Annotated in this window: 20 protein-coding genes and 1 tRNA gene; 12 read left to right on the top strand and 9 right to left on the bottom strand. The window is 36.7% G+C overall.

What is annotated here, in order from left to right; translation table 11 throughout:
- Positions 1–241: 241 nt before the first annotated feature.
- Positions 242–853 carry a DedA family protein gene (locus ACWIT3_RS04955; RefSeq protein ID WP_457161689.1) on the top strand — a complete coding sequence of 204 codons (612 nt, stop codon included), beginning with the start codon at positions 242–244 and terminating at the stop codon, positions 851–853.
- A gap of 77 nt (positions 854–930) precedes the next feature.
- On the opposite strand, the gene bioD is transcribed toward ACWIT3_RS04955, so the two are convergent.
- Positions 931–1,659 carry a dethiobiotin synthase gene (gene bioD / locus ACWIT3_RS04950; RefSeq protein ID WP_457161688.1) on the bottom strand — a complete coding sequence of 243 codons (729 nt, stop codon included), beginning with the start codon at positions 1,657–1,659 and terminating at the stop codon, positions 931–933.
- Positions 1,660–1,828: 169 nt separating this feature from the next.
- Positions 1,829–3,046, bottom strand: coding sequence for an ROK family protein (locus ACWIT3_RS04945; RefSeq protein ID WP_457161687.1), 1,218 nt, complete (start codon positions 3,044–3,046; stop codon positions 1,829–1,831).
- Positions 3,047–3,334: 288 nt separating this feature from the next.
- Between ACWIT3_RS04945 and asnS the strand changes: the two genes are divergently transcribed.
- Positions 3,335–4,738 (top strand): asparagine--tRNA ligase, encoded by a 1,404-nt coding sequence (gene asnS / locus ACWIT3_RS04940; RefSeq protein WP_457161686.1) that lies wholly within the window; start codon positions 3,335–3,337, stop codon positions 4,736–4,738.
- A gap of 69 nt (positions 4,739–4,807) precedes the next feature.
- Positions 4,808–7,156, top strand: a complete 2,349-nt coding sequence (pbpC, locus tag ACWIT3_RS04935) for a penicillin-binding protein 1C (protein ID WP_457161725.1) — start codon at positions 4,808–4,810, stop codon at positions 7,154–7,156.
- A 50-nt stretch (positions 7,157–7,206) separates the two neighbouring features.
- On the opposite strand, the gene ACWIT3_RS04930 is transcribed toward pbpC, so the two are convergent.
- The 3 genes from ACWIT3_RS04930 to rsmI form a co-directional block, all read right to left on the bottom strand.
- Complete coding sequence (locus ACWIT3_RS04930; RefSeq protein WP_457161685.1) at positions 7,207–10,896, bottom strand: nSTAND1 domain-containing NTPase; 3,690 nt, start codon at positions 10,894–10,896, stop codon at positions 7,207–7,209.
- An 84-nt stretch (positions 10,897–10,980) separates the two neighbouring features.
- Positions 10,981–12,816, bottom strand: a complete 1,836-nt coding sequence (locus ACWIT3_RS04925; RefSeq protein WP_457161684.1) for a hypothetical protein — start codon at positions 12,814–12,816, stop codon at positions 10,981–10,983.
- 212 nt (positions 12,817–13,028) lie between these two features.
- Positions 13,029–13,874: a 16S rRNA (cytidine(1402)-2'-O)-methyltransferase gene (gene rsmI / locus ACWIT3_RS04920; RefSeq protein WP_457161683.1), complete on the bottom strand. Its 846-nt coding sequence runs from the start codon at positions 13,872–13,874 to the stop codon at positions 13,029–13,031.
- 76 nt (positions 13,875–13,950) lie between these two features.
- Here rsmI and ACWIT3_RS04915 point away from each other — a divergent pair, with 76 nt between their 5' ends.
- From ACWIT3_RS04915 to dolP, 4 genes are all read left to right on the top strand, one after another.
- Positions 13,951–15,669, top strand: coding sequence for a penicillin-binding protein activator (locus tag ACWIT3_RS04915; RefSeq protein WP_457161682.1), 1,719 nt, complete (start codon positions 13,951–13,953; stop codon positions 15,667–15,669).
- Between the two features lies 1 nt (position 15,670).
- Positions 15,671–16,033, top strand: a complete 363-nt coding sequence (locus ACWIT3_RS04910) for a YraN family protein (protein ID WP_457161681.1) — start codon at positions 15,671–15,673, stop codon at positions 16,031–16,033.
- Between the two features lie 2 nt (positions 16,034–16,035).
- The gene (locus ACWIT3_RS04905) at positions 16,036–16,620 is read left to right on the top strand and encodes a D-sedoheptulose-7-phosphate isomerase (protein ID WP_457161680.1); all 585 of its coding nucleotides are present in this window, start codon (positions 16,036–16,038) and stop codon (positions 16,618–16,620) included.
- Positions 16,621–16,691: 71 nt separating this feature from the next.
- Entirely contained in the window at positions 16,692–17,276 is a 585-nt protein-coding gene (gene dolP / locus ACWIT3_RS04900; protein WP_457161679.1) for a division/outer membrane stress-associated lipid-binding lipoprotein, read from the top strand.
- A 72-nt stretch (positions 17,277–17,348) separates the two neighbouring features.
- Here dolP and ACWIT3_RS04895 read toward each other — a convergent pair whose 3' ends face one another.
- Positions 17,349–17,966: a riboflavin synthase subunit alpha gene (locus ACWIT3_RS04895; RefSeq protein ID WP_457161678.1), complete on the bottom strand. Its 618-nt coding sequence runs from the start codon at positions 17,964–17,966 to the stop codon at positions 17,349–17,351.
- Between the two features lie 56 nt (positions 17,967–18,022).
- Here ACWIT3_RS04895 and ACWIT3_RS04890 point away from each other — a divergent pair, with 56 nt between their 5' ends.
- Complete coding sequence (locus ACWIT3_RS04890) at positions 18,023–19,417, top strand: MATE family efflux transporter (RefSeq protein WP_457161677.1); 1,395 nt, start codon at positions 18,023–18,025, stop codon at positions 19,415–19,417.
- The gene (locus ACWIT3_RS04885) at positions 19,417–20,466 is read left to right on the top strand and encodes a Gfo/Idh/MocA family oxidoreductase (protein WP_457161676.1); all 1,050 of its coding nucleotides are present in this window, start codon (positions 19,417–19,419) and stop codon (positions 20,464–20,466) included. Before ACWIT3_RS04890 ends, ACWIT3_RS04885 begins: the two co-directional genes overlap by 1 nt.
- Positions 20,467–20,759: 293 nt before the next feature.
- Here the strand turns inward: ACWIT3_RS04885 and ACWIT3_RS04880 are convergent.
- A tRNA-Val gene (locus ACWIT3_RS04880) sits at positions 20,760–20,836 on the bottom strand.
- 245 nt (positions 20,837–21,081) lie between these two features.
- Between ACWIT3_RS04880 and pyk the strand changes: the two genes are divergently transcribed.
- Entirely contained in the window at positions 21,082–22,521 is a 1,440-nt protein-coding gene (gene pyk / locus ACWIT3_RS04875; RefSeq protein ID WP_457161675.1) for a pyruvate kinase, read from the top strand.
- Between the two features lie 468 nt (positions 22,522–22,989).
- Positions 22,990–23,664 (top strand): DUF7424 family protein, encoded by a 675-nt coding sequence (locus ACWIT3_RS04870; RefSeq protein WP_457161674.1) that lies wholly within the window; start codon positions 22,990–22,992, stop codon positions 23,662–23,664.
- A gap of 63 nt (positions 23,665–23,727) precedes the next feature.
- On the opposite strand, the gene cspE is transcribed toward ACWIT3_RS04870, so the two are convergent.
- Positions 23,728–23,937 (bottom strand): transcription antiterminator/RNA stability regulator CspE, encoded by a 210-nt coding sequence (gene cspE / locus ACWIT3_RS04865; protein ID WP_046338519.1) that lies wholly within the window; start codon positions 23,935–23,937, stop codon positions 23,728–23,730.
- 345 nt (positions 23,938–24,282) lie between these two features.
- On the opposite strand from cspE, the gene tehB reads away from it, so the two are divergent.
- The gene (gene tehB, locus ACWIT3_RS04860) at positions 24,283–25,143 is read left to right on the top strand and encodes an SAM-dependent methyltransferase TehB (protein WP_457161673.1); all 861 of its coding nucleotides are present in this window, start codon (positions 24,283–24,285) and stop codon (positions 25,141–25,143) included.
- Positions 25,144–25,270: 127 nt separating this feature from the next.
- Here the strand turns inward: tehB and dapD are convergent, their stop codons facing one another.
- Entirely contained in the window at positions 25,271–26,095 is an 825-nt protein-coding gene (gene dapD, locus ACWIT3_RS04855) for a 2,3,4,5-tetrahydropyridine-2,6-dicarboxylate N-succinyltransferase (protein ID WP_457161672.1), read from the bottom strand.
- Between the last annotated feature and the right edge of the window lie 119 nt (positions 26,096–26,214).

The following is a 26,214-nucleotide window of genomic DNA, read 5'->3' as shown; positions in this document are numbered from 1 at the left end:
ACTATTCTCATAAATTTGAAATTAATAAGATAAAACCGCAGGCGACCCAGCGATTTTCCATAAATTAGCTCAAAGGATCACTTTGAGAGCGTGGATTATATTGGATTTGTATTGACAAATCAAATCTTAATCAGAAAATTACTGAAATTCCGCTGAGGTTTTTAGCGACTTTATGAAAAAAACAAGGTAAAATAAATGCCGTTTTCATAAAAATCATCATGTTAACTAAGTGGCGTAATAAATGGATCTTCTTATCTCCTTTTTTTCAGACTACGGTTACTTTGCTGTGCTGTTTGTCTTAATTCTCTGTGGGTTTGGTTTACCTATTCCAGAAGATATTACTCTTGTTTCAGGTGGGGTGATCGCTGGTCTCTACCCAGATGATATTAATGTACATATTATGTTAGTTGTTAGTATGTTTGGTGTATTAGCAGGTGATTCTACGATGTACTGGCTTGGTCGGGTTTACGGTGCCAAAATACTTCGTTTTAAATTAATGCGTAAATTAATTACGCTCAAAAGATTACGTGCAGTGCGTGATAAATTTGAAAAATATGGCAATCGAGTATTATTTACTGCGCGATTCTTACCTGGTCTAAGAGCTGTAATTTACATGGTGTCAGGTATTACAAGACGTGTCACTTATACTCGTTTTGTACTGATTGATTTCTTTGCTGCTATTATCTCTGTTCCTATTTGGGTCTATTTAGGTTTTTTTGGTGCTCAAAATTTAGATAAATTGCATCACCAAATCCAGCAAGGACAAACTTTCATTTATATCCTCCTCGGCTTGCTTGCTATTTTCTTAATTTGGCAATGGAAAAAAAGTAAAAAGGCGAAAAAAGAAAGTTAAATAAATAAACAACTCAAAAAATAAAGCGTTTTGTTAACATATAAACAAAACGCTTTATTTATTCATTATCATCCTTATCACAATACCGTTTCCATATAAGTTAATCTATCTAAATTAGTCATATAATGCCCTAATTCTTGCTCTTCAGGCTTATATAAATAAGGGATTTGACCAAGTAATGGACTATCAATTTTTGTTTTCAAAAAATCAATAATGTCAGCATAATGACCTAAACAAGGATTTATTCTATTGGCAATCCATCCTAACAACGGTAATCCCTTTTGTTGTATTGCTTCCACCGTTAATAACGCATGATTAATACAGCCTTCTTTAATGCCAACAACGAGAACAACTGGCATATTATGCTCACGTACCCAATCAGCAAAATAATAATGGTGATTGAGTGGCGTTAACCAACCGCATGTCCCTTCTACCAATACAGATTGGTACTTTTTGTTTAAACGCTCCAAATCAGCATTGATTTTTTCTACATGGATATCGTTTCTATCATGACAAAATACGGGTATAGCTTGCTTAAATGTATAGCTGTTTATTTCTTGATATGACACATTCATCTCTGTTGATTTCATCAAAGTCAGCACATCCATATTGTCTTCTGATGCGTAGTCACCATTTACTATATCAAGGCATTCTGTGTCGGGATACACCTCCTCTTCACGACTAAATGCAACGGGTTTATAACCCACAATTTGAATATTTTTATGTTGCAATGCCTGTATTATTGCTCGACTTGCTACTGTTTTTCCCACATTCGTGTCAGTGCCTGTTACAAAAAAACTACTCATTGCGAATCCCCTTTATCGTTATGTGCCTGCGATCTTAAAGGAATTCAATAGTAGAAAAATTGAGATAACACAACTTTTTTTGAATTAATGCGATTAATTCAAAAAATAAATAAAAAAGCACTGTTCACGTCAAAAGTAAAACAGTGCTCATTCATTTAACGACCTTATGCTAATCTTTAATAAAATACCCGAGTAAGCTACCATCATAGATACTTTGCTTAATCGCAGATGCAGCTACAACAGGCGTATTCCATTCATATTTTCCTGTGATCACTTCTACTCTTGAATTGTCATCGGCTAAATATTCCCATAGCTGCTGATTGACTCGATTTAGAAATAGCTCTTTTGATGATAAAAAGCTAGAACTCAACATGATTTTTTGGGGAGAAAAAATCTCCACTAAAGTCATTAAAATATAGGCTAAATTATCAGCAACATGAAATAAAATACGTTGTGCCTGTCTATCACCTTGATTGGCTGTTTCACACAAAAAAGCAATTTTCTCAGCATTATTTGACAAGGCATTCTGTGGGAAATAACGATCAATTAACGGGTAAATTGCTTTATGAGTAATTTGATTTTTTAATTGGTATTGCTCAACGTTATTCAAATGACTGCTAATTTGCTCTTGTAATTCATTCAATTTCGGTACAATCATTTTATTAATCTGACTTCTTACTTGATTTTTTTGTGACAGCAATTCACCTTTCGTCAACACATTAAAATTAATCACATCGTCTAATTGTAAAAATAAAACATTATCACAATTGATTACACTACCTAAGGTTGATTCGGCAAGTAACCATGTTTTAAAGTATTCTGTTACTAATACTGGAACTTTGAAATAAGGAGTAAAGAGTGTCTTTAAATCGAGATCAAGCGCAGTTTCACCTAATCTGATCAAGCGATTGTCATGATCAAACTCTCCCCCTACTGCAACAGAAAAGGTGATTAAATGATTGAGTTTATCCTGGGTTTCATTTAAAAACTGTTGCACATACTTGACTAAAACAACATCAAGATTGTTCAAATCTGTAGGCGTAAGTGGATAAATACTGTGTTTAATAGCGCCGCCATCAAGTTCACTTAAAATGATTTCAAATTGGTTTTCAACTAAAGTCGCACATAAAGATTGCCAATAAAATGGCGACACACATAAACCAATTGCAGGACGTCCGCGGCTTTCTGTATTTTGTACCGCTCGTTCAACAATTAATTTCTCTTGGATGAGCTCTCGAGTTAAAGATGTGATCGTAGCTGGCGCTAAACGCGACAATTTTGAAAGATCAATACGAGAAATTTCTTCAAACTGTTCAATTAAACGGTAAATACGTCCAAGTTGTTTTAAACGTAAGGGTAATTTATCTTCTTTTCTAATTTTGGGCATGGTCAATACCTAGTACACATATGAAGTTTAGTACGTTATTCACTTATTCAACATGCTGGCAACAGTGTCGATTAGATTCACTTACCAGTGACATTCTAATACAAATAAGAAATAACAAATTTTTTACTTATACCAGTTACGTTAATAAAAACAAGTCCTTTAATTCAATAATGAGTCCTATTTCACAAAAACAAAACGTTTAATACATTTTGGCAATTTTCCTAAGTTAAGGTAAACTATATCAGTTTATTTATTCACAAAATTTTGTTGAAAACTGAGGTTTTTTATATGACTAAAATTGCATCTATTGTTGATGTATTGCAAGGTAAAATTGCCATCGGGGAAAATGTGACTGTCCGCGGTTGGATTCGTACTCGTCGTGATTCAAAAGCAGGACTTTCTTTCTTAGCAATTTACGATGGTTCTTGTTTTGATCCAATCCAAGCGATTGTTAATAACGATATCGAAAATTATGATTCTGAGGTATTACGTTTAACGACAGGTTGTTCGGTAATTGTAACTGGTACAGTAGTGGAATCACCAGCAGAAGGACAAGCCGTTGAATTACAAGCAGAGAAAGTCGAAGTAACAGGTTGGGTTGACGATCCTGAAACCTATCCAATGGCCGCTAAACGCCACTCTATTGAATATTTACGTGAGGTAGCACACTTACGTCCTCGCACGAACATCATTGGTGCCATTGCACGTGTTCGCCACTGTTTAGCGCAAGCAATTCACCGTTTCTTCCACGAACAAGGTTTTTATTGGGTAGCAACACCATTAATCACCGCATCAGATACTGAAGGCGCAGGTGAAATGTTCCGCGTTTCAACCCTTGATTTAGAAAATCTTCCTCGTGATGACAAAGGTGCGGTCGATTTTTCACAAGATTTCTTTGGTAAAGAATCATTCTTAACCGTGTCTGGTCAATTAAACGGTGAAACTTATGCTTGTGCATTAAGTAAAATCTATACCTTTGGTCCAACATTCCGTGCAGAAAACTCAAACACAACTCGCCACCTTGCAGAGTTCTGGATGATTGAGCCTGAAGTTGCGTTTGCAACCCTAGCGGATAACGCAAAATTAGCAGAAGATATGCTGAAATATGTGTTTCGCGCAGTGTTAGCTGAACGCAAAGATGACTTAAAATTCTTTGAAAAACACGTTGATAAAGATGTGATTACTCGTTTAGAAAACTTTATTAACTCAGATTTTGCACAAATTGATTATACTGACGCGATTGAAGTGTTATTACAATCAGGCAAAAAATTCGAATTCCCAGTATCTTGGGGGATCGATCTTTCTTCCGAACACGAACGCTATCTTGCTGAAGAACATTTTAAATCACCAGTAGTTGTGAAAAACTATCCAAAAGATATTAAAGCATTCTACATGCGCTTAAATGATGATGGTAAAACAGTTGCAGCGATGGATGTGTTAGCTCCCGGAATTGGTGAAATTATTGGTGGTTCTCAACGTGAAGAACGCTTAGAGGTGTTAGACAAACGTATGATCGAAATGGGGTTAAATCCAGAGGATTACTGGTGGTATCGCGATTTACGTCGTTATGGTACCGTCCCTCACTCTGGTTTTGGTCTTGGGTTTGAACGTTTAATCGTTTATGTGACTGGAGTACAAAACATTCGTGATGTTATCCCATTCCCACGAGCACCACGTAATGCGAACTTCTAATTTAAAATAGAAATACATAGATAATTCCCCTTATTTTACGATAAGGGGAATTTTTTAGGTCACTTGATGATGAAGCTTTCTCGTAAAACTGGCATTTCTGCTTTAATTCTTACCGCACTTTTTTGTGCGCTTTGCATTTTAGTGACGCGACTCCTCCCTTATCCTTCTTTAAAAGATCATTTTCCTTACTCTACAGCAGTTTATGATGAACACAACAATCTGTTGCGTTTAACAACTGCAACAGATGAAAAATACCGTTTATGGACACCATTAGAAGACATTTCGCCTAAACTCATTGAAGCAGTCTTATTTCAAGAAGATGAATGGTTTTATTGGCACCTGGGGATAAACCCCTATGGCTTAATACGGGGAGCATGGCAAACCTATATTTTAAAAAATGCCCCACAAGGTGGGTCAACGATCACTATGCAGCTTGCTCGGGTACTTTGGCATATCGATAGTCGGACATTATCTGGAAAAATTGAGCAAATTTTACGTGCAATTCAGTTAGAAATCCGTTATTCCAAAAAAGAGATATTGGAAGCATACTTTAACTTTGCCCCTTATGGACGTAATGTCGAAGGGGCAGGAACCGCTAGCCTTATCTATTTCAATAAACACAATACGCAAATTAATTTAGCTGAAGCTATGACCTTGGCTATTTTACCTAAAAATCCTAACAGTTATATCCGCCAGAATAATCATCAATTAAATGCGGCTTTATTTAACGCTCGTAATTATCTTTATCAACGCTGGTTGCGCACTCACCCTGATGATGCGAAATGGCAAACTGATTTTCAACTTAACTATGCCCTACGCCCTTTAGAAAAACTGCCTTTTTTTGCACCGCACTTTGTGGATCAGCTATTACAGCAATACCCAACTAAAACCACACTTGTCAGCACATTAAACAGTAAGCAACAACGCTTAATTGAACGTATTACCCAACGTTATTTATCACAACAGTATCAATTAGGAATTCATAATGCGTCTGTTTTATTAGTTGATAATAATACAATGGAAATCAAGGCGTTAGTGGGTTCAGGGAATTATTTTAATTCTGCCCTATCTGGACAAATTAATGGCACATTAACTAAACGTTCCTATGGTTCAACCTTAAAACCGTTTATCTATGCGCTGGCGTTTGAGCAGGGACTTGCGCATAGCCAAACGATCTTAAAAGATTTACCTACAACATTTGGTGAATATCAACCCGAAAATTATGAAGGAAATTTTTTAGGTCCTGTGAGTGTCACCCAAGCTTTATTACAAAGTCGTAATATTCCAGCGATTGAAGTAGCAAGCAAACTTTCACCTGATTTATATGACTGGCTAAAACACGCCGATATCACTTTCCCTCAACCTAAATCGCATTATGGTCTTTCTTTAGTGTTAGGAGGCGCAGAACTGAATGCTCAACAATTGGCAAGTTTGTATGCTATGCTTGCCAACCAAGGCAATTGGTCACCTCTTAAAATGTTGAAAAATGCCACTTTACCCGCACCTAAATCACTGCTCAGTAAAGAAAGTACGGTCATGATTCACGATATTTTACGGCAGAATAGTCGACCAGATAGACAAAATAAAGCAATTCTCAGCCCTTTACCACTTTACTGGAAAACAGGTACATCAAATGGTTTACGCGATGCATGGACGGCGGGCTATTTTGGTCATTATACGTTAATTGTTTGGCTGGGAAATTTTAACAATAAAAGCAATCCTCACTTAATTGGTCGTCATCTCGCCGCTCCCCTTTTTCTGCAACTTGCAGATAGTCTAGTCGCGAATGAACCCAATATTCGTGACATTGTCACGGAAAATACGAATCTAAAAGATGTGTTAGTTTGTCAAGCTGATGGCAACTTACCAAATCAATATTGTCAGCAACAAATTAAAACGTTATTTATTCCAGGTACTTCGCCTATTAAAGTGAGCCAGCTGCACCAAGCCTTTACGGTCTTAAAAAATACGGATATGTTAGCTTGTCAGCCCTATTCCCCAGAAATAACCGAACAAAAAATATATGAAATGTGGTCGAGTGACTTTCAACAGCTATTTGCCCAAGCTGGTATCATGAAAAGGGTCCCTATTGTGAATCCAGCTTGTCCTTATGAACAGCAAAATCAGGCGTTACAATATCTACACGACAATAATCCCATCATTCAATCACCACTTGCCAATCGAGATTACTATATCAGCCCACAAGTTGAGAAAGATAACTTAACACTTTCTGCTACGGTGGCCGCAAATGTAAATACATTATTTTGGTTTGTTGATAATACATTTATTGGTGAAAGCAAACCTAATCAGCCTTTATTTTGGCATCCTAAAAAAGCGGGGAACTATCACATTGCCGTTACGGACGATCAAGGAAGAGAATCTTCTGTTCTCATTCGCGTCAAACTGAAAACTTTTTAAAAACTGACCGCACTTAAATAATAAAAGCAAAAATAGGAACGGATAGTCTCTTACTCTTGCTCCAGTTTTTGATGTAATGCTGTAATTTGTTTCAGTAAGTACAAATTCTCAGGTTGTTTAATAAATAATCCATCCCCAATTGCCAACGCCTGCTGGTAATAATAATGTGCTTGTGTTTCATTCTGTTGTAAACGAGCAAGATCACCTAACTCTTCATAAGCTCGCGATAAATCTGCCTGCATCGTTGGGTTTTCAGGTGAATTCAAATACAATGAATAGAGAATCATAAAACCTGATTGGTAATAATAACTTGCATTTAAAAATTCTTTTTTAGCCACTTCTGCCGCACCTAATTTATAATACAACATTCCCAAGAAACGCTGCACTTGTTGATTAGATGGGCTGTCTTCCGAAAGTTGATTAAAAATTTTAAAAGCTTGTTGATAATGTTCTGTCGCCTGTTCAAATTTCTGTTGATACAAAACAATGTCGCCTAATTTAGAATAAGCAATACCTAAATTACGCTTATTTTTACGATGATTTGGATATTTCGCATCGAGATTACGGAAAATTAATACCGACTCTTGTTGGTACATTAACGCTTTATCTAATTGATTTTGCTTTTGATATGTTTTACTGATTTTTTCATAAGACAATGCCAAATCATGCTGAATTTGTAAATTATCAGGATCTTGTGTGATTTGTTTCTTATCAATATCCAACATTTTTTTATAATAAAATAATGCTTCTTTTTGATTATTTTCAGCAAATTTAACATTACCCAGGTTTTTATAAGCAATGCCCAGATCTTGTAGGGCTCGTTGGTTATTGGGATATTTATCGACTAAGTGTTCTACAACAGCAAGCTCTTCTTGATAATAAGCAAATGCCCGAATATATTGATGCTGGGTTTCCATCAAATTACCTAAACTATCATAAGACAGTCCTAATTCTCGTTGTACATAATAATTATTCGGCTGATGCTGATAAAGTGCCTTATCAATTTTTAGGGCATCATTATAGTAATCAAGTGCTTGATTGGGTTGATGATTAAGATAACTCACATTGCCTAATTTTTTATAAACAACACTAAGACCTCGTTGCACATCAAAATTCTGAGGATTATCATTTAACAATCGCTTTCTGATTTTAAAGGCAACTTGATACTTTTCTTCTGCAGTCTTAAAGTCTTGTTGAATCTCAGCAAGATAACCTAAATTTTCATAAGCAGTACTTAAATCTTGTAATGCTTCTGTATTATCAGGCGATTTACACATTAAATGTTGAAATTCTTCAAACGCCCGTTGGTAATAAAAATTGGCTTTGTCTACATTTCCAATTTCGCGTGCATGATTGCCTTGATTCATATAAGCAATCGCAATTTGTCTCAATTCTTTAGAAGAGGCATCGTTTTCTAAATGCTGTCTTAATTTATCAATTTGATCATAAATCACCGTTTGCTTTGTTGTCGGAACATACTGTTCCAATACATCATGAACATCAAAGTTGAGAAAACGAATCTCTGTTTCAATTTCTTTTAATAATGTTTGAGATTTCTCAAGTTCCATTTGATATTTTAAGGTTTGCTGTACTGCCTCTTGCTTCTTTTCAAAAGCAAATAAGCCAACACAGATAGAAACCGTCAATAATCCAAACGAAATAAAAAGGCTGGATTTTACTCGTTTTAGTGCGAGGGAGCGCTCTTTTACTAATTTTTTTGCTTTTTTTAATTCATTGATTTCTTGTAATAATTCCTGTTCCCTACAACTATTCAAATACTCACGCTGTATTGGGGTAATATAAGCTTTAAATTTTCCTTCTTCTAAGCGAGCCATTTCTTCTAAACGGCAACCACGTAACCTAAGCCATTCTGGATGTTTTTGGGTGCGTAACCATACTGTCGTTTCAGCTTGCAACATTTCAAGTAAGAATAAATCTGCGATGTCCTCTTTTAGCCAATCTGATAACAAACGCCACTGACGTAAAATACTCTCGTGAGCAAATTCAACCGTAATACCCTGCTCATTAGGATGCCGTCCTTTTTTATCTAAAAATTGCACATTATAATCTTTAGTTAACAAACGGCTTTCTACTAAGCTATCAATAAGTGGACGAACATCTTCTGGAAAATCAGCATAATGTGCTACTTTACGATAAGGTTGATGTGTTTTAACGTCGATGCTGGCTAAATATGGAATAAATGCACGACGTAATAATGCAAGTCTGGCGTTGTCCGACTTAGGTAAACGCGGATCCTGTTGTGCATTCGTTAACGCTTCATCAATTGCAATAGAAACTGCGCCTTGTAACCCACCTAGTCCAGAGTGTTGTTGTGTTTTTTCATCTTGGAAAGTTAAATATTCTTTTAATTCTAGCTTTCCATTATTTCCATAATCTAAATACAAACGTTCCAAGGTGAATGCCAACAATGGTAACGCATCTTTCCCGCCATCTTGCTCCAAATCTTTTAATAAACGATCAGTCAATTGTGGATCAATCCACAATGGCTTCTGTGTTTTTTCTAATAACTTAGCGGGTCCTTCGATGATTTGTTGGTATGCGCCACGCACAATTGGAGGTAATGAAAAAAGATATTGGATAATCCCTTCTAACTTTTCAGCCACTTGTAATGAAGAATAGGCATCAGTACGAATAGTCGACAACACCATAACATCTAATTCGTGAGAAGTAATCAGTTCCGCTAACAAGGCCAAAAACAGATTGGTCTCTGTATTATATGAAGTAAATAATTCTTCTGCCTGATCGATGGTAATCACTAATGTGGGCAAATGAAGGGTTTGCTGAAATTCTAACCCTGTGCGCGTTTTCCGAATCGCAGAAATCAAGAGGGCTTTAAGTGCCTGATATCCCTCTTTTTGCATGACCATATCTGTAATCGCTTGTCTTGTGCACCGAATTTTTAAACCATTACAAAAATGTACTAATGCTTCAACCAAGCCCTTCTCACCATTCAACACTGATTGATTAGGACGAATAAGAGGAAGAATCACAAAATCCTGTTGTAAACGTGCCAAACGCGGCAAAATCCCAGCACGTAAGAAAGAAGACTTTCCTGAACCAGATGCCCCCTGTATCGCGATAAAACGAATATGTGTTGTATCACGCAAACGTTGTAATTCAGACATTAAGGCTTTAATTGCCCCATCACGTCCAAATAAAAGCCCTGCATCTTCAAACTCAAGTGGTTTTAATCCCTTATAAGGACTAGGCGGATCATTATATTGCGATAAAAGTGGCCATTGGAAAAAATCAGAATGGAGTCCAGCATAAGTCAAGCCGCGTTGTAAACTATTTAGCCCGATTTGACTGAACGATATCATCCGAGACTGTCCAGAAGGTAACAAAATGGGAATACTGACTTTCGGATGACCAATTTCTAAATTACCAATATTCCATTTGTCTAAAAGTGCATGAGGTATACTATATTGAGTCGGTGATTTAATGATTAAAGGGAAAATAGGTTTGTTTAATGCCTCAGCCATCTGGTATTCAAATAAGCAATGTGATGAACTTAGCCAGCTATCTGAAATCAGCAACACCATGCCTTCACATTCATTAATCGAATTATTTAACTTTTTTCGCCACATCTCCCCGACATGAATACCATTATTGGGATCTAAATCAAGAAATAATGACCATCCGAGTTCACTCAACCAATTATATAACGCAATTGCTTCAGCATTATCTACGCTAGAATGGCTAATAAATAATTGAGTCATAATTGAATTTCCTTATATAAAATAACACACTCTTCATTTCCAAAAATCATCTTTCCATATTGGAATGTCAGTAAACTAACGCATTTATTCTTTTAATTTCATTAATTGATAATATTGACGGACCATGGGTTGCGCTAAAATAAAAGGAATTAAGCGGATCATGCTCTCATCTTTATGTTTTTCTTGTTCTGAAAGTTTTTCGAATGGGATTAAGCTACTATTAAGCTGGCGTTTTTCATCATTTTTTTCAGCATATAACCAGCCATCCGTTAAACGTTCTTGATAAAAGCGTTGATGCTCCAACCGTAATAATGGCACTAAATATTGCTGAATTGCACAATTAAGCTCTGCTATCAACAAGTCATCTGAACGATTATCTTGCTGATAAACTAACTCGAACCCTAACTCTCTTAATTTAATAAAAAGATGATCAGCGGCACAACGACTAGAATGTCGAAACCCTTCTTGTAAGGATTCACGCCAATGTTTATTGGCTGATTCAATATTATCCAAAAAAGCATGTGCAAATTGTGGTCCAAATTCCACAGATTTAATTGATGGGAAAGGTCGACTGTGGATCGTTTGATACGCCGTGTGGATACTCAATGATAATACGTCATGAGAACGCTCATAAGGATAATTAATATTACTTTGAATAATGGAAAAGTAATAAATATCTTGATTATCAATTTTATTTTTTTGAATCGCCTCATTTAACTTTTCAATATCTTTTAGTTCTTTCCCCGCAAAACAAGCCGTCAAACTTGATGCAATTTGCAACGAAGTTAATACCTGACTCACCTTATACAGTGTCTCAAAAACGACATAGTCATTTTCATCAATAATATAAATGTGATTGAAATGTCCATATTGCTTCATCACATCTGACAGTAATGCAGGAGAAATATGTGTTTCCTGGCAGGTATAGTGCCTGATATGTACAGGTAAAACGCTCCCGCCATAAATATGTTTATTTTGATTTTCGGGTAATAGAACCGGATTTTCTTGTAAAAATTGTTCATATTGATCAGGAGATTGACTAAAAATACTTAAATGAATCTCTGTAATATTCAAATAGACGCAATTACGCATAATATTTAAGGCTAGCTGAGGAGTTAAGCGTCCATAACCGACAATACCAATATGCAGTACGCCATTCGTGACTAATGAACTACTGCGTAGTGGTGGACGTAATTGCAAAAGCAGTCGCGCCGCACTATGAATTGCATTTCCCCAAACAATTTCACCATTCTGATGACGATATTGTTGAAAAATCCGTTCTCGACTTGCAATGCGTAGCATTAATTGATTCGTCATATTAATTAATAGACGTGGTTTTCTCTCGCGTCGTTTAAAAAGTGGAATAATCGATTTTGCTAACGCTATATTTATTTCATCTCGTTGTGCAACAAGGTAAATCACATCCGCAGAGGGTAAGTTTAAACTTTTTAAATCAGCAAACGTGACTTCAGGAAAGTGTAATAATCGATAATTATGAGTAGGAAATCCCTCATAATAAGGAATGCCATCAGGAGAAATATCCACAAATAACTTTTTACCAGGATGACGTATAAAAATACTAGAAATAATCGCTGAACGTGTTGTGCCAATCATGACCATCCGAGCAGGACATAATTTAAGCGTTAAGAAAGTAAGTTTTTGTCCAATAATTTGTAGAAATAATTTAATTACTGCAACAATCGTAAATAATGGTAATGCAAAACGCGCTAACTCCACTTGCCAATTTGGGACATGAACATCGCCATTAATTACAATCAGCTTAATGCTACTATATAACGCATCAGTAAAAGAGAGATGGTATTCATGATACCCCCATACTCCAACACAAAAAAATATACTTAAAAGAAAATAGATCGCATAGCCTTTATTTTGCGCTCTACGCTTTAGTTGATTCATCATATTTGATTTATATTAGAAAAAGGAACTACTAATTGAAAACTACTTAATTGAACAACCAAGAAAGGAATAATACCCACAAAAAAATCAGGGTCGCGATTATAATCAAAAATAAGAACGAAAGACAAACAATTTATAACAAAATGGATTTATTTAATTTAATAAAAAAATGATCATATCTCATCATGAAATATAATCATTTTTATAGCGAACAATTAATTTAAATGTTCTAGTGCATATTGATATAAAAAATTCTTTTTATAATGATACAGTTCTGCCACTATAGCAGCCGCTTTTTTGAGTGGCAATTCTTGGCTAATGAGTTTCAACGCTTTAATTGCTTGAGGATCAATTTCATCTGTTTGTACTAAAACTTGTCCTTCAATAATTAATACCATCTCGCCTTTTGTTCGGTTTACATCCTGCTGTAGCCATTGACGTAAATTCGTCACAGTATCACCACTGATCGTTTCCCACGTTTTTGTAATTTCCCGAGCCAGCACCACATAGCGATCTGCCCCAAAGATTTTTTCAATATCCGATAACGTGTCTAAAATGCGGTGAGTAGACTCATAAAAAATTAATGTCCGAGTTTCTTGCGCCAGTGCCTGTAACTTGTCACATCTTGCTTTATTTTTTGCAGGCAAAAAACCTTCAAAACAAAAACGATCTGAGGCGATGCCCGAAGCACAAAGTGCAGTAATTGCCGCACATGCGCCAGGTAGAGGAACGACTTGAATGCCAGCTTGACGACATTGACGAACGAGATGGAAGCCAGGATCACTAATTAATGGTGTTCCTGCATCAGAAATAAGTGCAATCGTTGTACCTTGCTGTAATTTTTCGACTAAAAGTCGCGCTTTTTGTTGCTCATTATGATCATGCAAAGCAAAGAAAGGTTTTTTAATGCCATAGTGGCTCAGCAACAATCCACTGTGTCGAGTGTCTTCTGCTGCCACCAAATCAACTTGCGAAAGAATTGTTAAGGCGCGCTGTGTAATATCTTGTAAATTCCCTATTGGCGTGGCGACAATATATAAAATTCCTGTTAAATTATTCATTTGAGACTTCTTTTATTTGCTTTTAATCAGTGAGATAAGTAAGATCGTTTCATTGTTGTTAACAAACGGAGTAATCATGACTATTCTATTACAACACATTAATTTAAAAAATCGATTAATGCCTTTTTTCTTCACGTTTTTCCTCGCAAGTTGTACAACACTTTTTGATGGTGGGTCAACAAACATACTGAAAAGTGATGCCAATGCCAGTTCTGATTTCTACATGAATAAAGTTTATCAAGCACAAAATTCGCAAGAACAACAGACTTATAAACTTTTAGCTGCCCGTGTCTTGATTACAGAAAATAAATTGCCACAAGCACAAGCACTACTTGCAGAGTTAAAAGAGTTAACTGATGAACAATTCATTGATAAATCTATTCTTGATGCTCAAATTGCTGCAGTAAAACAACAAAATACGGCGGCAGAAAATCAATTAAAATTGATCAATCTTGAGCAATTAAGTGCCTCTCAAATCGCTCGCTATTATGACATTGCGGCTCGAATTGCAGAAAATCGTTACGATGTAATAGAAGCAGTGAAAGCAAGAATCAAAATGGACAACTACTTATCCGATGTCCAACGAAAACAAGCCAATATTGACCGCACTTGGACCTTATTGCGTAATGCAAACCGAGGTATCATCAATAACACCTCTGCTGCAGGTGATGCGGCATTAGGAGGATGGTTAGCGTTAACCCGTACGTATCATGATAACCTTAACAACCCTGCACAATTAAGCCAAGCAATTCAACAATGGAAGTCATCTTACTCCACACATTCTGCAGCTTACCTCTTTCCAACAGAGCTACAAGGGTTATTCAATTTCCAGCAAACCAACTTTTCACAAGTAGCTCTTTTGTTACCGCTAAGTGGTAATGCACAACTGATTGGTAATACAATTAAAGCTGGATTTGATGCGGCTAAAAATAATATGGGCACACAGGTACAAGTCTTCGACACAATGGCTGCACCTGTCGACACTATTTTTGAACAAGTGAAACAAGCTGGCATCAAAACTGTCGTTGGTCCACTTTTAAAACAAAATGTTGATGCAATTTTAACAAACCCTAGCGCAGTACAGGGACTTGATGTACTGACATTAAACTCTACTTCAAATGAACGCACGATTGGTCAACTCTGTTATTATGGGCTTTCACCTGAAGATGAAGCAGAATCAGCAGCGAATAAAATGTGGCAAGATGGGATCCGTAATCCATTTGTGTTCGTGCCACAAAATGATCTTGGTCGTCGAACTGCCTCAGCCTTTAACGTTCGTTGGCAACAATTAGCAGCAACTGATGCTAATATCAAATTCTATACACTCGCCGCAGATATTCTCTATAGCTTAGAAACAAGTAATCAACAGGAACAGGGCATTTATATTGTTGCCATGAGCGATCAATTAGCAGAGATCAAAACGAATCTCGATAATAGTGGAAAACAATTGAAACTCTATGCAAGTTCACGCAGTAACTCGGCGAATAATGGACCTGAATATCGTTTACTCATGGAAGGGTTACAGTTCAGTGATATTCCATTCTTTAAAGATGTCACTTCTGCGCAATATAAGAAAATTGAGAAATTAACAAAAGGCGACTTTTCACTCATGCGTCTCTATGCCATGGGAGCTGATGCTTGGTTACTCATTAACCACTTCAATGAATTACGCCAACTTCCAGGCTATAACATTGATGGATTAACAGGAAAATTACGTGCAGGTTCAAACTGCAATATCGAACGAGATATGACGTGGTTCCAATATCAAAATGGCGGTATCATTTCATTGAACTAAGATGTTCTCACTCAAACGTCAGCAAGGGGCGAGATTTGAATACCAAGCTCGCCTCTTTTTAGAATCTAAAGGTCTGAAATTTATCGCAGCGAATCAAACGTTTAAGTGCGGTGAACTTGATTTAATCATGTTAGATCAAGATACCCTTGTTTTTATTGAAGTGAGACAACGATGTAATACACGCTTTGGCTCTGCAATTGAGAGTGTAGATTGGCATAAACAACAAAAATGGATTAATGCCGCGACACTCTGGCTGGCTCAACAAGATAGAAGCTTAGAAGATACAGACTGTCGCTTTGACCTGATCGCTTTCGGGAAAACAGAATTAGATATTGAATGGATTAAAAATTTTCTTGATGAATGACTATGTTAGAAAAAGTTAAAGATTTATATACAGAGAGTATTCAAACTCAAATTTCTGCTTCAAGCCTATTGCCTGAACATATTGCCCAAGCGACGCAATGCCTCGTCAATTGTTTACTCGGGGGCAATAAAGTGATCGCGTGTGGACATGGTCGCTCCTACATTAATGCCCAGCTTTTAGTTGCAAATTTACTCAATCGTTATGAGTTGGCGAGACCGAGCTTTCCTTCTGTCTTGCTGAGCCTAGACAGTGCTGTCCATGCAGCAACAATGCTTGATAACAGTGCAGAAACACTGTTTCAGCGCCAATTTAATGCGGTGGCACAACCTGGTGACATTCTAGTCGCTTTTTCTCCCCTCCCTCAAAATGAAGAATTAATCACTAATGTGATTAACAGTGCTGTCAATAAAGGGATTCAGGTCATTGTCCTTACAGGCGCAGGGAACGATCATATCCAAGGTTTTTTAACTGAAAATGACTTAGAAATATCAGTTCCTGCAGTGAAAGAAAGCCGCATTATTGAAAACCATTGTTTGATTGTGAATCTCATTTGTGAGCTCATTGATTACAGCCTATTCTCTCACTGATAACTTGACAACACGCAGAATTTAAACAACACTAAATCTCGTTTCGTTATATATGACTAAGGAGAATTCATATGAAGATGAATACATTGAAAAAATTTTCTTTCATTTTAGGCGCTGCAATACTCTTACAAGGTTGTGTTGCTGCAACGATTGCAGGCACGGCTGCTGTGGCAACAAAAGTGGCGACAGATCCAAGAACGGTTGGAACACAAGTCGATGACGAGACATTAGAAGAAAAAGTACGTATTGCAATTCATAAAGATGAGCAAGTCAAAACTGAAGCGCGTATCAATATTGTGTCTTATAGCGGACGCGTACTCCTTATTGGTCAAACACCAAATAGTAATCTTGCGGAAGTTGCAACTAGTCTTGCTAAAGGAGTTGAAGGCGTAAATGATGTTTATAATCAAATTCGTATCCAACCTAAAATTAGTTTTGGACAAATTACCAAAGATGGTTTAACCACTACAGAAATTAAATCTAAAATGTTAGTGGATTCTCGTGTTAAATCTACAGATATTAAAGTCATCACAGAAAATGGAGAAGTATTTTTGATGGGGAATGTGACACAAGCCCAAGCAGATGCAGCAGCAGATGTCGCGCGTAATGTGTCTGGTGTCAAAAAAGTCATCAAAGTATTTCACTACTTAAACTAAACAAAAAGTGCGGTTGAAATCGTATCAGTTTCAACCGCACTTTCTTTATCGGAAGTTCAAAAAGACTAAGACTTATTCTCCCTTTTTGCCCGCCAGATAGCGCTCAACAGTATCAACAATTGCCTGTGTTTGTGGATCAATCTCAATATTGACTTTATCGCCTATTGCACGTTTCCCAATCAATGTACGAGTTAATGTTTCAGGAATCAGATTGACACAAAATTGTTGTGCGTTCACTTCACCAATCGTCAAGCTGATACCATCTATTGCAATAAAACCTTTAGTTAAAATATATTTCATGACTTCAATATTCGGTAATTCAAACCAAATTTGGTAATTATTTTCTGACAAAACAATCCGTTTTACTTCCGCGGTACAATAGACATGACCAGATAAAAGATGTCCACCAATTTCACTGCCCATTTGCATCGCTCGTTCAATATTAACGGAATCCCCAACAGATAACGTGCCTAAATTAGTAATACGTAATGTTTCTGCCATTAAATCAAAACTCACTAAATCTTGATTTATTTCTGTAACGGTTAAACAAACGCCATTATTAGCGACAGAGGCACCAATTTCTAATCCTTTCAGCATTTCTTGTGGCATTTTCACAATCTGTGTTCTAAAATTAGCCTTGTCTTGAATAGAAACAACCATTGCTGTTCCCTGAACAATACCTGTAAACATCGTCTTCTCTCTATTTAAACTAACTATTTTATTATTATAACAAACTCGGAATTTTTATGAAATTTATAGATCTTAATGCGTACAAAACGGAAGCCCAAAAATTAATTCTCATTGCGCTCCCTATACTGATGGCGCAAATTGCCCAAAACTCGATGGGCTTAGTGGATACGATTATGGCTGGACGAGTCAGTTCAGCAGATATGGCAGCAATTTCAGTTGGCGCATCAATTTGGTTCCCATTAGTACTCTTTGGTCATGGTCTCTTACTCGCCTTGCCACCCACGATTTCTTATTTAAATGGCTCAGGGAAACGCCACCAAATCGCCCACCAAGTACGTCAAGGTATTTGGATCATTTTATTTAGTTGCCTACCATTAGGTTTACTCATCTATTATAGTCATTATGTCTTTGATTATATGCAAGTCGAGACACACCTTAAAGACATCACAATTGGTTATTTACGTGCAATGCTATGGGGACTCCCTGCTTATCTCTTGATGATCAATTTCCGCTGTTTAAATGATGGGATTGCAAAAACAAAACCAGCAATGGTAATTACTTTTCTTGGTTTAATCTTAAATATTCCTCTTAACTATATTTTTATTTATGGCAAACTCGGGGCACCTGCTTTAGGGGCAGTAGGATGTGGTATCGCTACTGCAATTGTCAATTGGTTTATGTGTATTCTTATGATTGCTTATTGTAAACATGCACGTAATCAACGCGATCTCCATGTCTTCGAAAACCTTATTGAAAAACCTAACGTGGCCACGCTGAAAAAATTACTAAACTTAGGTTTTCCTATTGCAGTTGCCTTATTTTGTGAAGTCGCTTTATTTGCCTTAACCGCACTGCTGCTATCCCCATTAGGGACGAATATTGTTGCTAGCCATCAAATCGCACTCAATACGAGCTCATTCTTATTTATGTTACCGATGTCATTAGGGATGGCGACCACAATTTTAGTTGGTCAACGTTTAGGAGAAGGTGCCGCCGATAAAGCCAAAAAAGTCTGTTATTCTGCCTTGATTGTCGGTTTACTTATTGCTGTCATGACTGCTGCCATGACGGTCATTTTTCGTACTGAGATCGCACAAATCTTTGTAAAAGATACCCAAGTCATCGCGATGGCTGGTACACTCTTACTACTAGCGGCTTTGTACCAATTCTCAGATACCGTCCAAGTTGTTGCAGGAGGCGCTTTACGCGGCTACAAAGATACGAAAGCCATTTTATATATCACACTCTTTTGTTATTGGGGAGTGGGTATGCCTATTGGCTATAGTTTAGCTCGTACTAATTTTTTCATTCCCGCCTTAGGTGCAGAAGGGTTTTGGATAGGCTTTGTCGTCAGTTTAACTATTGCAGCTGCATTACTGATGATGAGAATGAAGAAAATCCACGCTAAGCCAGATGAAATCTTATTCGCACAATTAGAGAAATTGAAATAATGAAAAAAATAATTAACGTAGGGATTGCTGGTTTTGGGATGTCCGCAAAAACGTTCCACTCCCCTTTTCTCGATCTTGATCCTCGCTTTCAAATTAAAAAAGTATTTGAAAGAACCACTGAGGTCGCAAAAACGATTTATCCTTATGTTGAAGTTGTGCATGACTTCAACGCATTACTCACACCAGAGATTGATCTCGTCATTATTACTACACCGAATCAAACACACTATACACTTGCCCAACGTGCTATCCTTGCAGGAAAGCACGTTATTGTAGAAAAACCACTTGCGATTACCGCACAACAAGCATTAGAACTTGATCAGTTAGCCCAAACCCATCATGTTGTTTTATCCGTCTATCAAAATCGACGTTGGGACAGTGGTGCATTAACTGTCAAAAAACTGATTGAAAAGAATATATTGGGCGATATTGTTGAATATGAAATCCGCTATGAACGCTTTAATCCAACTAAAAATAAAAAAGCTTGGAAAGAAACGGGAGAATTAGGCACTGGATTAGTTTACGATCTGGGTGTTCATCTTATCGACGAAGTCGTCGATTTGTTTGGTATTCCTACCGCACTTTATGCTGATGTAACAAAACAAAATCCAGACAGTGCAAGCGACGACAGTTTCCGTATCACCTGTTATTACGACTCAAAAAAAGTCACGTTATCTTCAACAAAATTTGCTCGAGAGCCTGCCCCCCATATTATTTTACAAGGAAAACGCGGCTCCTACATTAAGTCCAAGTTAGATAATCAAGAAGCCCTTTTAATTGCTGGAGTAAAACCCGAAGGTAATTGGAATCAAGAAAAAGAGGAAGATTGGGGAATATTACATACAGAAATTGCTCAAACGACTATACGTCAAAAAATTGCCTCTGAAACAGGTAACTATCAAGCCTACTACGATAATATTTATGCGGCGTTAGTCCATAATGCCCCTCTTGCTGTTACAGCCAAACAAGCTTATGACGTATTACGATTAATTGAAAAAGTATATGAAAGTGCAAAAAAAGGTCAGAAAATAGCGATTAATATAAACTAGAGTAGATGATCACTCGAATAATAATAAAAAAAGAGAGAAGAGGATGCACAGTTCTCCAGCCAAAACAACGCGATTCTAGGCATGATAAATCCCAGCCTTAGAAGGTTTTAGGAGTACGCTATTTTCGCGCTTTGCTAATATATTACTAAGCATACGGCTAAAATAAACGGTTATAAATGTATGAGAGCGTAAGCGAAAATAAGCAAGTGAAAGATAAAATTCAATAAAATCAGATAGTTGATTTATTAAAGCACAATAAAAAATCCCTCGTCGTAAGACAAGGGATTAGAAAATGGTGCGACTAGCTGGACTCGAACCAGTGACCCCCACCATGTCAAGGTGGTGCTCTAACCAACTGAGCTATAGTCGCGTTGTAAAAAGCAGCGCTATCATATAAAGTTTTAAAATATAAAACAAGTTTTTTTTACGCTCAGCCTTTTAACTGTTAAAAAAATCACCACATACCCTTAACTAAAACGGGGAATTTCGAATTTGTGATCTCGATCTAATTTTATTTTCGGCGTATAATACGCCCAGTTTTTTCTTGCAACCTTGAAATGAAATTAAGAAAGCAAGAATCAATATTTTACAACTTATTTATTTACGGAGCAGGTAATGTCTAGAAGATTAAGAAGAACAAAGATCGTATGTACAATGGGTCCATCAACAGAGCGTGGTAATAATCTTGAAAAAATTATCATGGCAGGTGCTAACGTTGTGCGTATGAACTTTTCTCATGGCACACCAGAAGATCATATCGGTCGCGCTGAAAAAGTACGTGAAATTGCGAAAAAACTTGGTAAAACCGTTGCAATTTTAGGTGACTTACAAGGTCCTAAAATTCGTGTTTCAACTTTTAAAGATGGAAAAATTTTCTTAAATATTGGCGATAAATTTGTTCTTGATGCTGACTTACCTAAAGGAGAAGGTACACAAGAAGGTGTTGGTTTAGATTATAAAACCTTACCACAAGATGTTGTTCCTGGTGACATTTTGTTATTAGATGATGGACGTGTTCAGTTAAAAGTACTTTCAACAGAAGGTGCAAAAGTATTCACTGAAGTTACAGTAGGCGGACCATTATCAAATAATAAAGGTATCAATAAACTAGGTGGTGGTTTATCCGCTGATGCGTTAACCGAGAAAGACAAAAACGATATTTTATTAGCCGCGAAAATTGGTGTAGATTATTTAGCAGTTTCATTCCCTCGTTCAAGTGCTGATTTAAACTATGCACGTGAATTAGCTAAAGCTGCAGGTTTAAATGCAAAAATTGTAGCAAAAGTTGAACGTGCAGAAACAGTAGCAACAACAGAAGCAATGGATGATATTATTTTAGCATCTGATGTGATTATGGTTGCACGCGGTGACTTAGGCGTTGAAATCGGTGATCCTGAACTTGTTGGTGTACAGAAAAAATTAATTCGTCGTGCACGCCAATTAAACCGTGTTGTCATTACTGCAACACAAATGATGGAATCCATGATCAGCAACCCGATGCCTACTCGCGCAGAAGTGATGGACGTTGCCAATGCCGTGTTAGATGGTACAGATGCAGTAATGCTTTCTGCTGAAACGGCTGCAGGTCAATATCCAGCCGAGACGGTTTCAACAATGGCTAAAGTATGTTTAGGTGCGGAAAAAATGCCAAGTATCAATGTTTCCCGTCACCGTATGGATGTGCAATTTGATACAATTGAAGAGTCGGTTGCTTTATCTGCAATGTATGCTGCTAACCATATGAAAGGTGTTGCTGCGATTATTGCTATGACACATACAGGTCGTACTGCACTGTTAATGTCACGCATTAGTTCTGGTTTACCAATTTTCGCGTTATCACGTAATCAAAGTGCATTGAACCTTTGTGCATTATACCGTGGCGTCACGCCAATTTATTTTGACGGAGTGAGCCGTAACTCAAAAGGTGCCGCTGCCGCAATTCAATTATTGAAAGAAAAAGGCTTTTTAGTTTCTGGTGACCTTGTATTATTAACACAGGGTGATGAAATCTTATCGAGTGGTACAAATACTTGTCGTACACTTGTGGTTGAGTAATCCACGCAAATACAAAAGAAAAGCGGAGAAACTTTTTCTCCGCTTCTTTTTTTCTGATTCAACTTAATTACCCTTATTTATTCCAATAGTTCCAACGATATTGTCTATTACTTAGACATATCGCTATTCATCTTTTTGACTCAATACATTCCTAAGGACATCATCAATCTCATACTTTACAACAAAGTTAAAACAGACTCCCCCTACTTTTACGTTCTAAACGTAACAGCAATATTACTTACTCTTCACTTATGAGCTTTCCTATTTATCTTGCCTGATTTAATCTACGCCAAGATCACATTTTTACTTTTCTTTGAGTGTTATTTTTGTACTCTTTATGTACAATCAAAGTATGCTTTTTATTCATTTTAGTGGTATGAATACAGATTAAAGCAAACTGCTGTTCATGATGTAAATGAGCGAATTCTATATCACATAGGAGAAACAAAATGAAAAAGCAAATGTTTATTGACATGCTGTATATTAGCTTTAACAGCCTGTAAAACCGAGATCGAAAAAAATGTCTCTCTCAATGCGCTATTAAACGATGCAATGAAAACGGAACATGCAACGTTAAATGTCCAAATTACCTCGTGCCATAGCCATGAGGACTCAAGAAAACCTTCAGAAGATTTGCTCAAAATACAGAAAAAAATTCCGACTGTCTTTACTAAAGCAACCTATAAAGAATGTTTTTCTAAACAATTTAATACATTTGCGAGTTTTGAAATCCCAATTGATATTGATAAACTAAAACATGAATCAGAATTCAAAAATGATGTGAGTCTCTATAGCTATAAAAATCGTCAATTAAATGTCAGAACCACAGCAACGTTAGCAAAAAACATTCGCAACTTTGTTGAAAATGAATTTATCAATGAGCTGGATTTTAATATCTTAATTACGTTAAAAAATGATACAAAGGAAAGCCACACCTTTAATGTCTACTCTGCTTATATTGATGACAATCCAACAGCAATTAATTATTTGACGTTGGAGTCTGGTGAAGAAATGAAAATTAAGCTTTCCAATGCCTCAGCCGACACCTTATGGGTATATGATGATGGCGGTGACACAACAGTTCTCAGTTCACCTTTTGAACTAGATGAGATCTTAGATGCACTTTATAGCCCATCAAAATAGGAATACTAAAAAAATCCCCTAATTGATATTAGGGGATTTTTTATTTGCGAATATTAAACGCGATTAAAGTACTTTAACATCAATCGCAGCTGGACCACGTTGAGAGTCTTGTACGCTATACTCAACACGATCACCTTCATTTAATGTTCTGTAGTTAGAACCCACAATGCCAGAAAAGTGAACGAATAAATCTTTACCGCCATCTGCTGGAGTAATGAAACCGAAACCTTTGTCAGAATTGAACCATTTTACTGTACCATTTAATTTAGACATATTGTCTTCCTCTTATAAAATTGAAATTTAAAATAGATGCTTGAAACAAGCGTAGTGCTAATAACTGTTACTTAAATAGAGAGAAGTAAAAGTGCTTTTCAAGTAACAAATAACGCTTGTAAATGAGGAAGAACTGTACTAACTAACATATATAAAACGGGTCTAGCGGCAAGCATTAGAACACGTTGATAAAATTAAAGCAAACAATATTTCAAATTATTTATTACGCTTTGATAAAATCATCATGCAACTCATCAAAACACAGTGTGCTGTGCTCATTGCATTTTAGCCAATTTTTCATTATGTTATTTTTTGAATCCATTATTCAACTCATTGGAGTAAACAATGAAAAATAAACTGATTTGTTATAAAAAAATGCCAATTTGGACCCGAGCATCACTGCCACGCCAGTTTCAAGAAAAACATAATACTCAAGAAGGAACATGGGCGAAACTCACTATTCTTAAGGGAAAACTCAAATTTTATTTTTTGACTGAAGCTGGTGACATTATCAGCGAGCATATTTTTACAGCAGAAAGTGATACGCCATGGATTGAGCCACAAGTTTGGCATAAAGTAGAGGCACTTTCTGATGATATGTGTTGCTATCTTGAGTTCTATTGCAAACATGAAGAATATTTTCATAAAAAGTATGACATGACACCAACACACTCAGAAGTCAAAAATGCCGTCACCTATTTAACGCCCTGTAAAGTGTTAGACTTAGGTTGTGGTAAAGGACGTAATTCATTGTTTTTGAGCTTACTTGGTTACAATGTCACATCTTTGGAGCGTAATGAAACAAGTCTCCGTTTTCTCACAGAAACCGCGGAAAAAGAAAATCTACCGATCCAGACCGCACTTTATGATATTAACACTGCCAATATTAAAGAACATTATGGTTTTATCTTATCCACAGTAGTATTTATGTTCCTTAATCCAGAGCGTATCCCATACATTATTCAAAATATGCAAGAACATACACTCTCTGGGGGATACAATCTGATTGTTTCGGCTATGTCTACTGCTGACGTACCTTGTCCTGTGCCTTTTCCTTTTACGTTTAAAGAAGGCGAATTAAAGCAATATTATCAAGATTGGGAACTGATAAAATACCATGAAGAAATGGGCGAATTACATAAAACGGATGAAACAGGTAATCGTATCAAAATGAAATTTGTCACCATGTTGGCAAGAAAGAAATAAGCTAGCGAGAGATGGCGGATTTGTCTTGTTCTTCAAGCTGATAGAAATCAAACGCGAAATAAATAGACCGCACAATAAGGGAACTGTGCGGTCTATTTTTAGTGTTTTTTATGAAAAGCTGAGAATGTTATTCATCAATACTGCGTAATAATTCGTTGATTCCTACTTTACCACGTGTTTTCTCATCTACTTTTTTCACGATGACGGCGCAATATAAGCTGTATTTACCGCATTTAGATGGCAGACTGCCTGAAACCACAACTGAACCTGCAGGCACACGACCATAAATAATTTCACCTGTTTCACGATCATAGATTTTGGTTGATTGACCGATAAACACGCCCATTGAGATCACTGAGCCCTCTTCTACAATCACCCCTTCAACAATTTCAGAACGCGCGCCAATAAAACAGTTATCTTCAATGATGGTTGGATTCGCTTGCAACGGCTCTAATACTCCACCGATCCCGACGCCACCTGATAAATGCACATTTTTACCGATTTGTGCGCAAGACCCCACAGTTGCCCAAGTATCAACCATTGTACCTTCATCAACACGTGCGCCGATATTGACATAAGATGGCATTAATACGGTGTTTTTAGCAATATACGCACCTTTGCGTACTGCTGCTGGAGGTACAACACGGAAACCTTCTTGTTGGAAACGTGCCGCATCATAGTCAGCAAATTTCATCGCAACCTTGTCATAATAATTGGTTTCGGCTCCTGCAATCACTTCATTGTCATTGATACGGAAAGATAATAATACTGCTTTTTTCAACCATTGATGTGTCACCCATTCGCCATCAATTTTTTCTGCAACACGGTATTTTCCACTATCTAATCCTTCGATGACTTCTTCGATTGCTGCTCGTGTTTGCGCATCTACTGTTTTAGGCGTAATCTCTGCGCGTTTCTCAAAAGCGGTTTCAATAATATTTTGTAATGACATGTTCTTTTCCTTAATCGGTTAAATGAATCCCCTATTTTTATCATATTTCACTTGAAAACTCACCTGTTAATTTAAAAGGTAACCTTTTATTTTGTATAAAAAATAATGTTCAAAGATTG

Source organism: Pasteurella sp. P03HT (assembly GCF_054052285.1).
The sequence above is the reverse complement of the archived record's forward strand: the minus strand, read 5'-3'. Positions and strand labels throughout refer to the sequence as shown.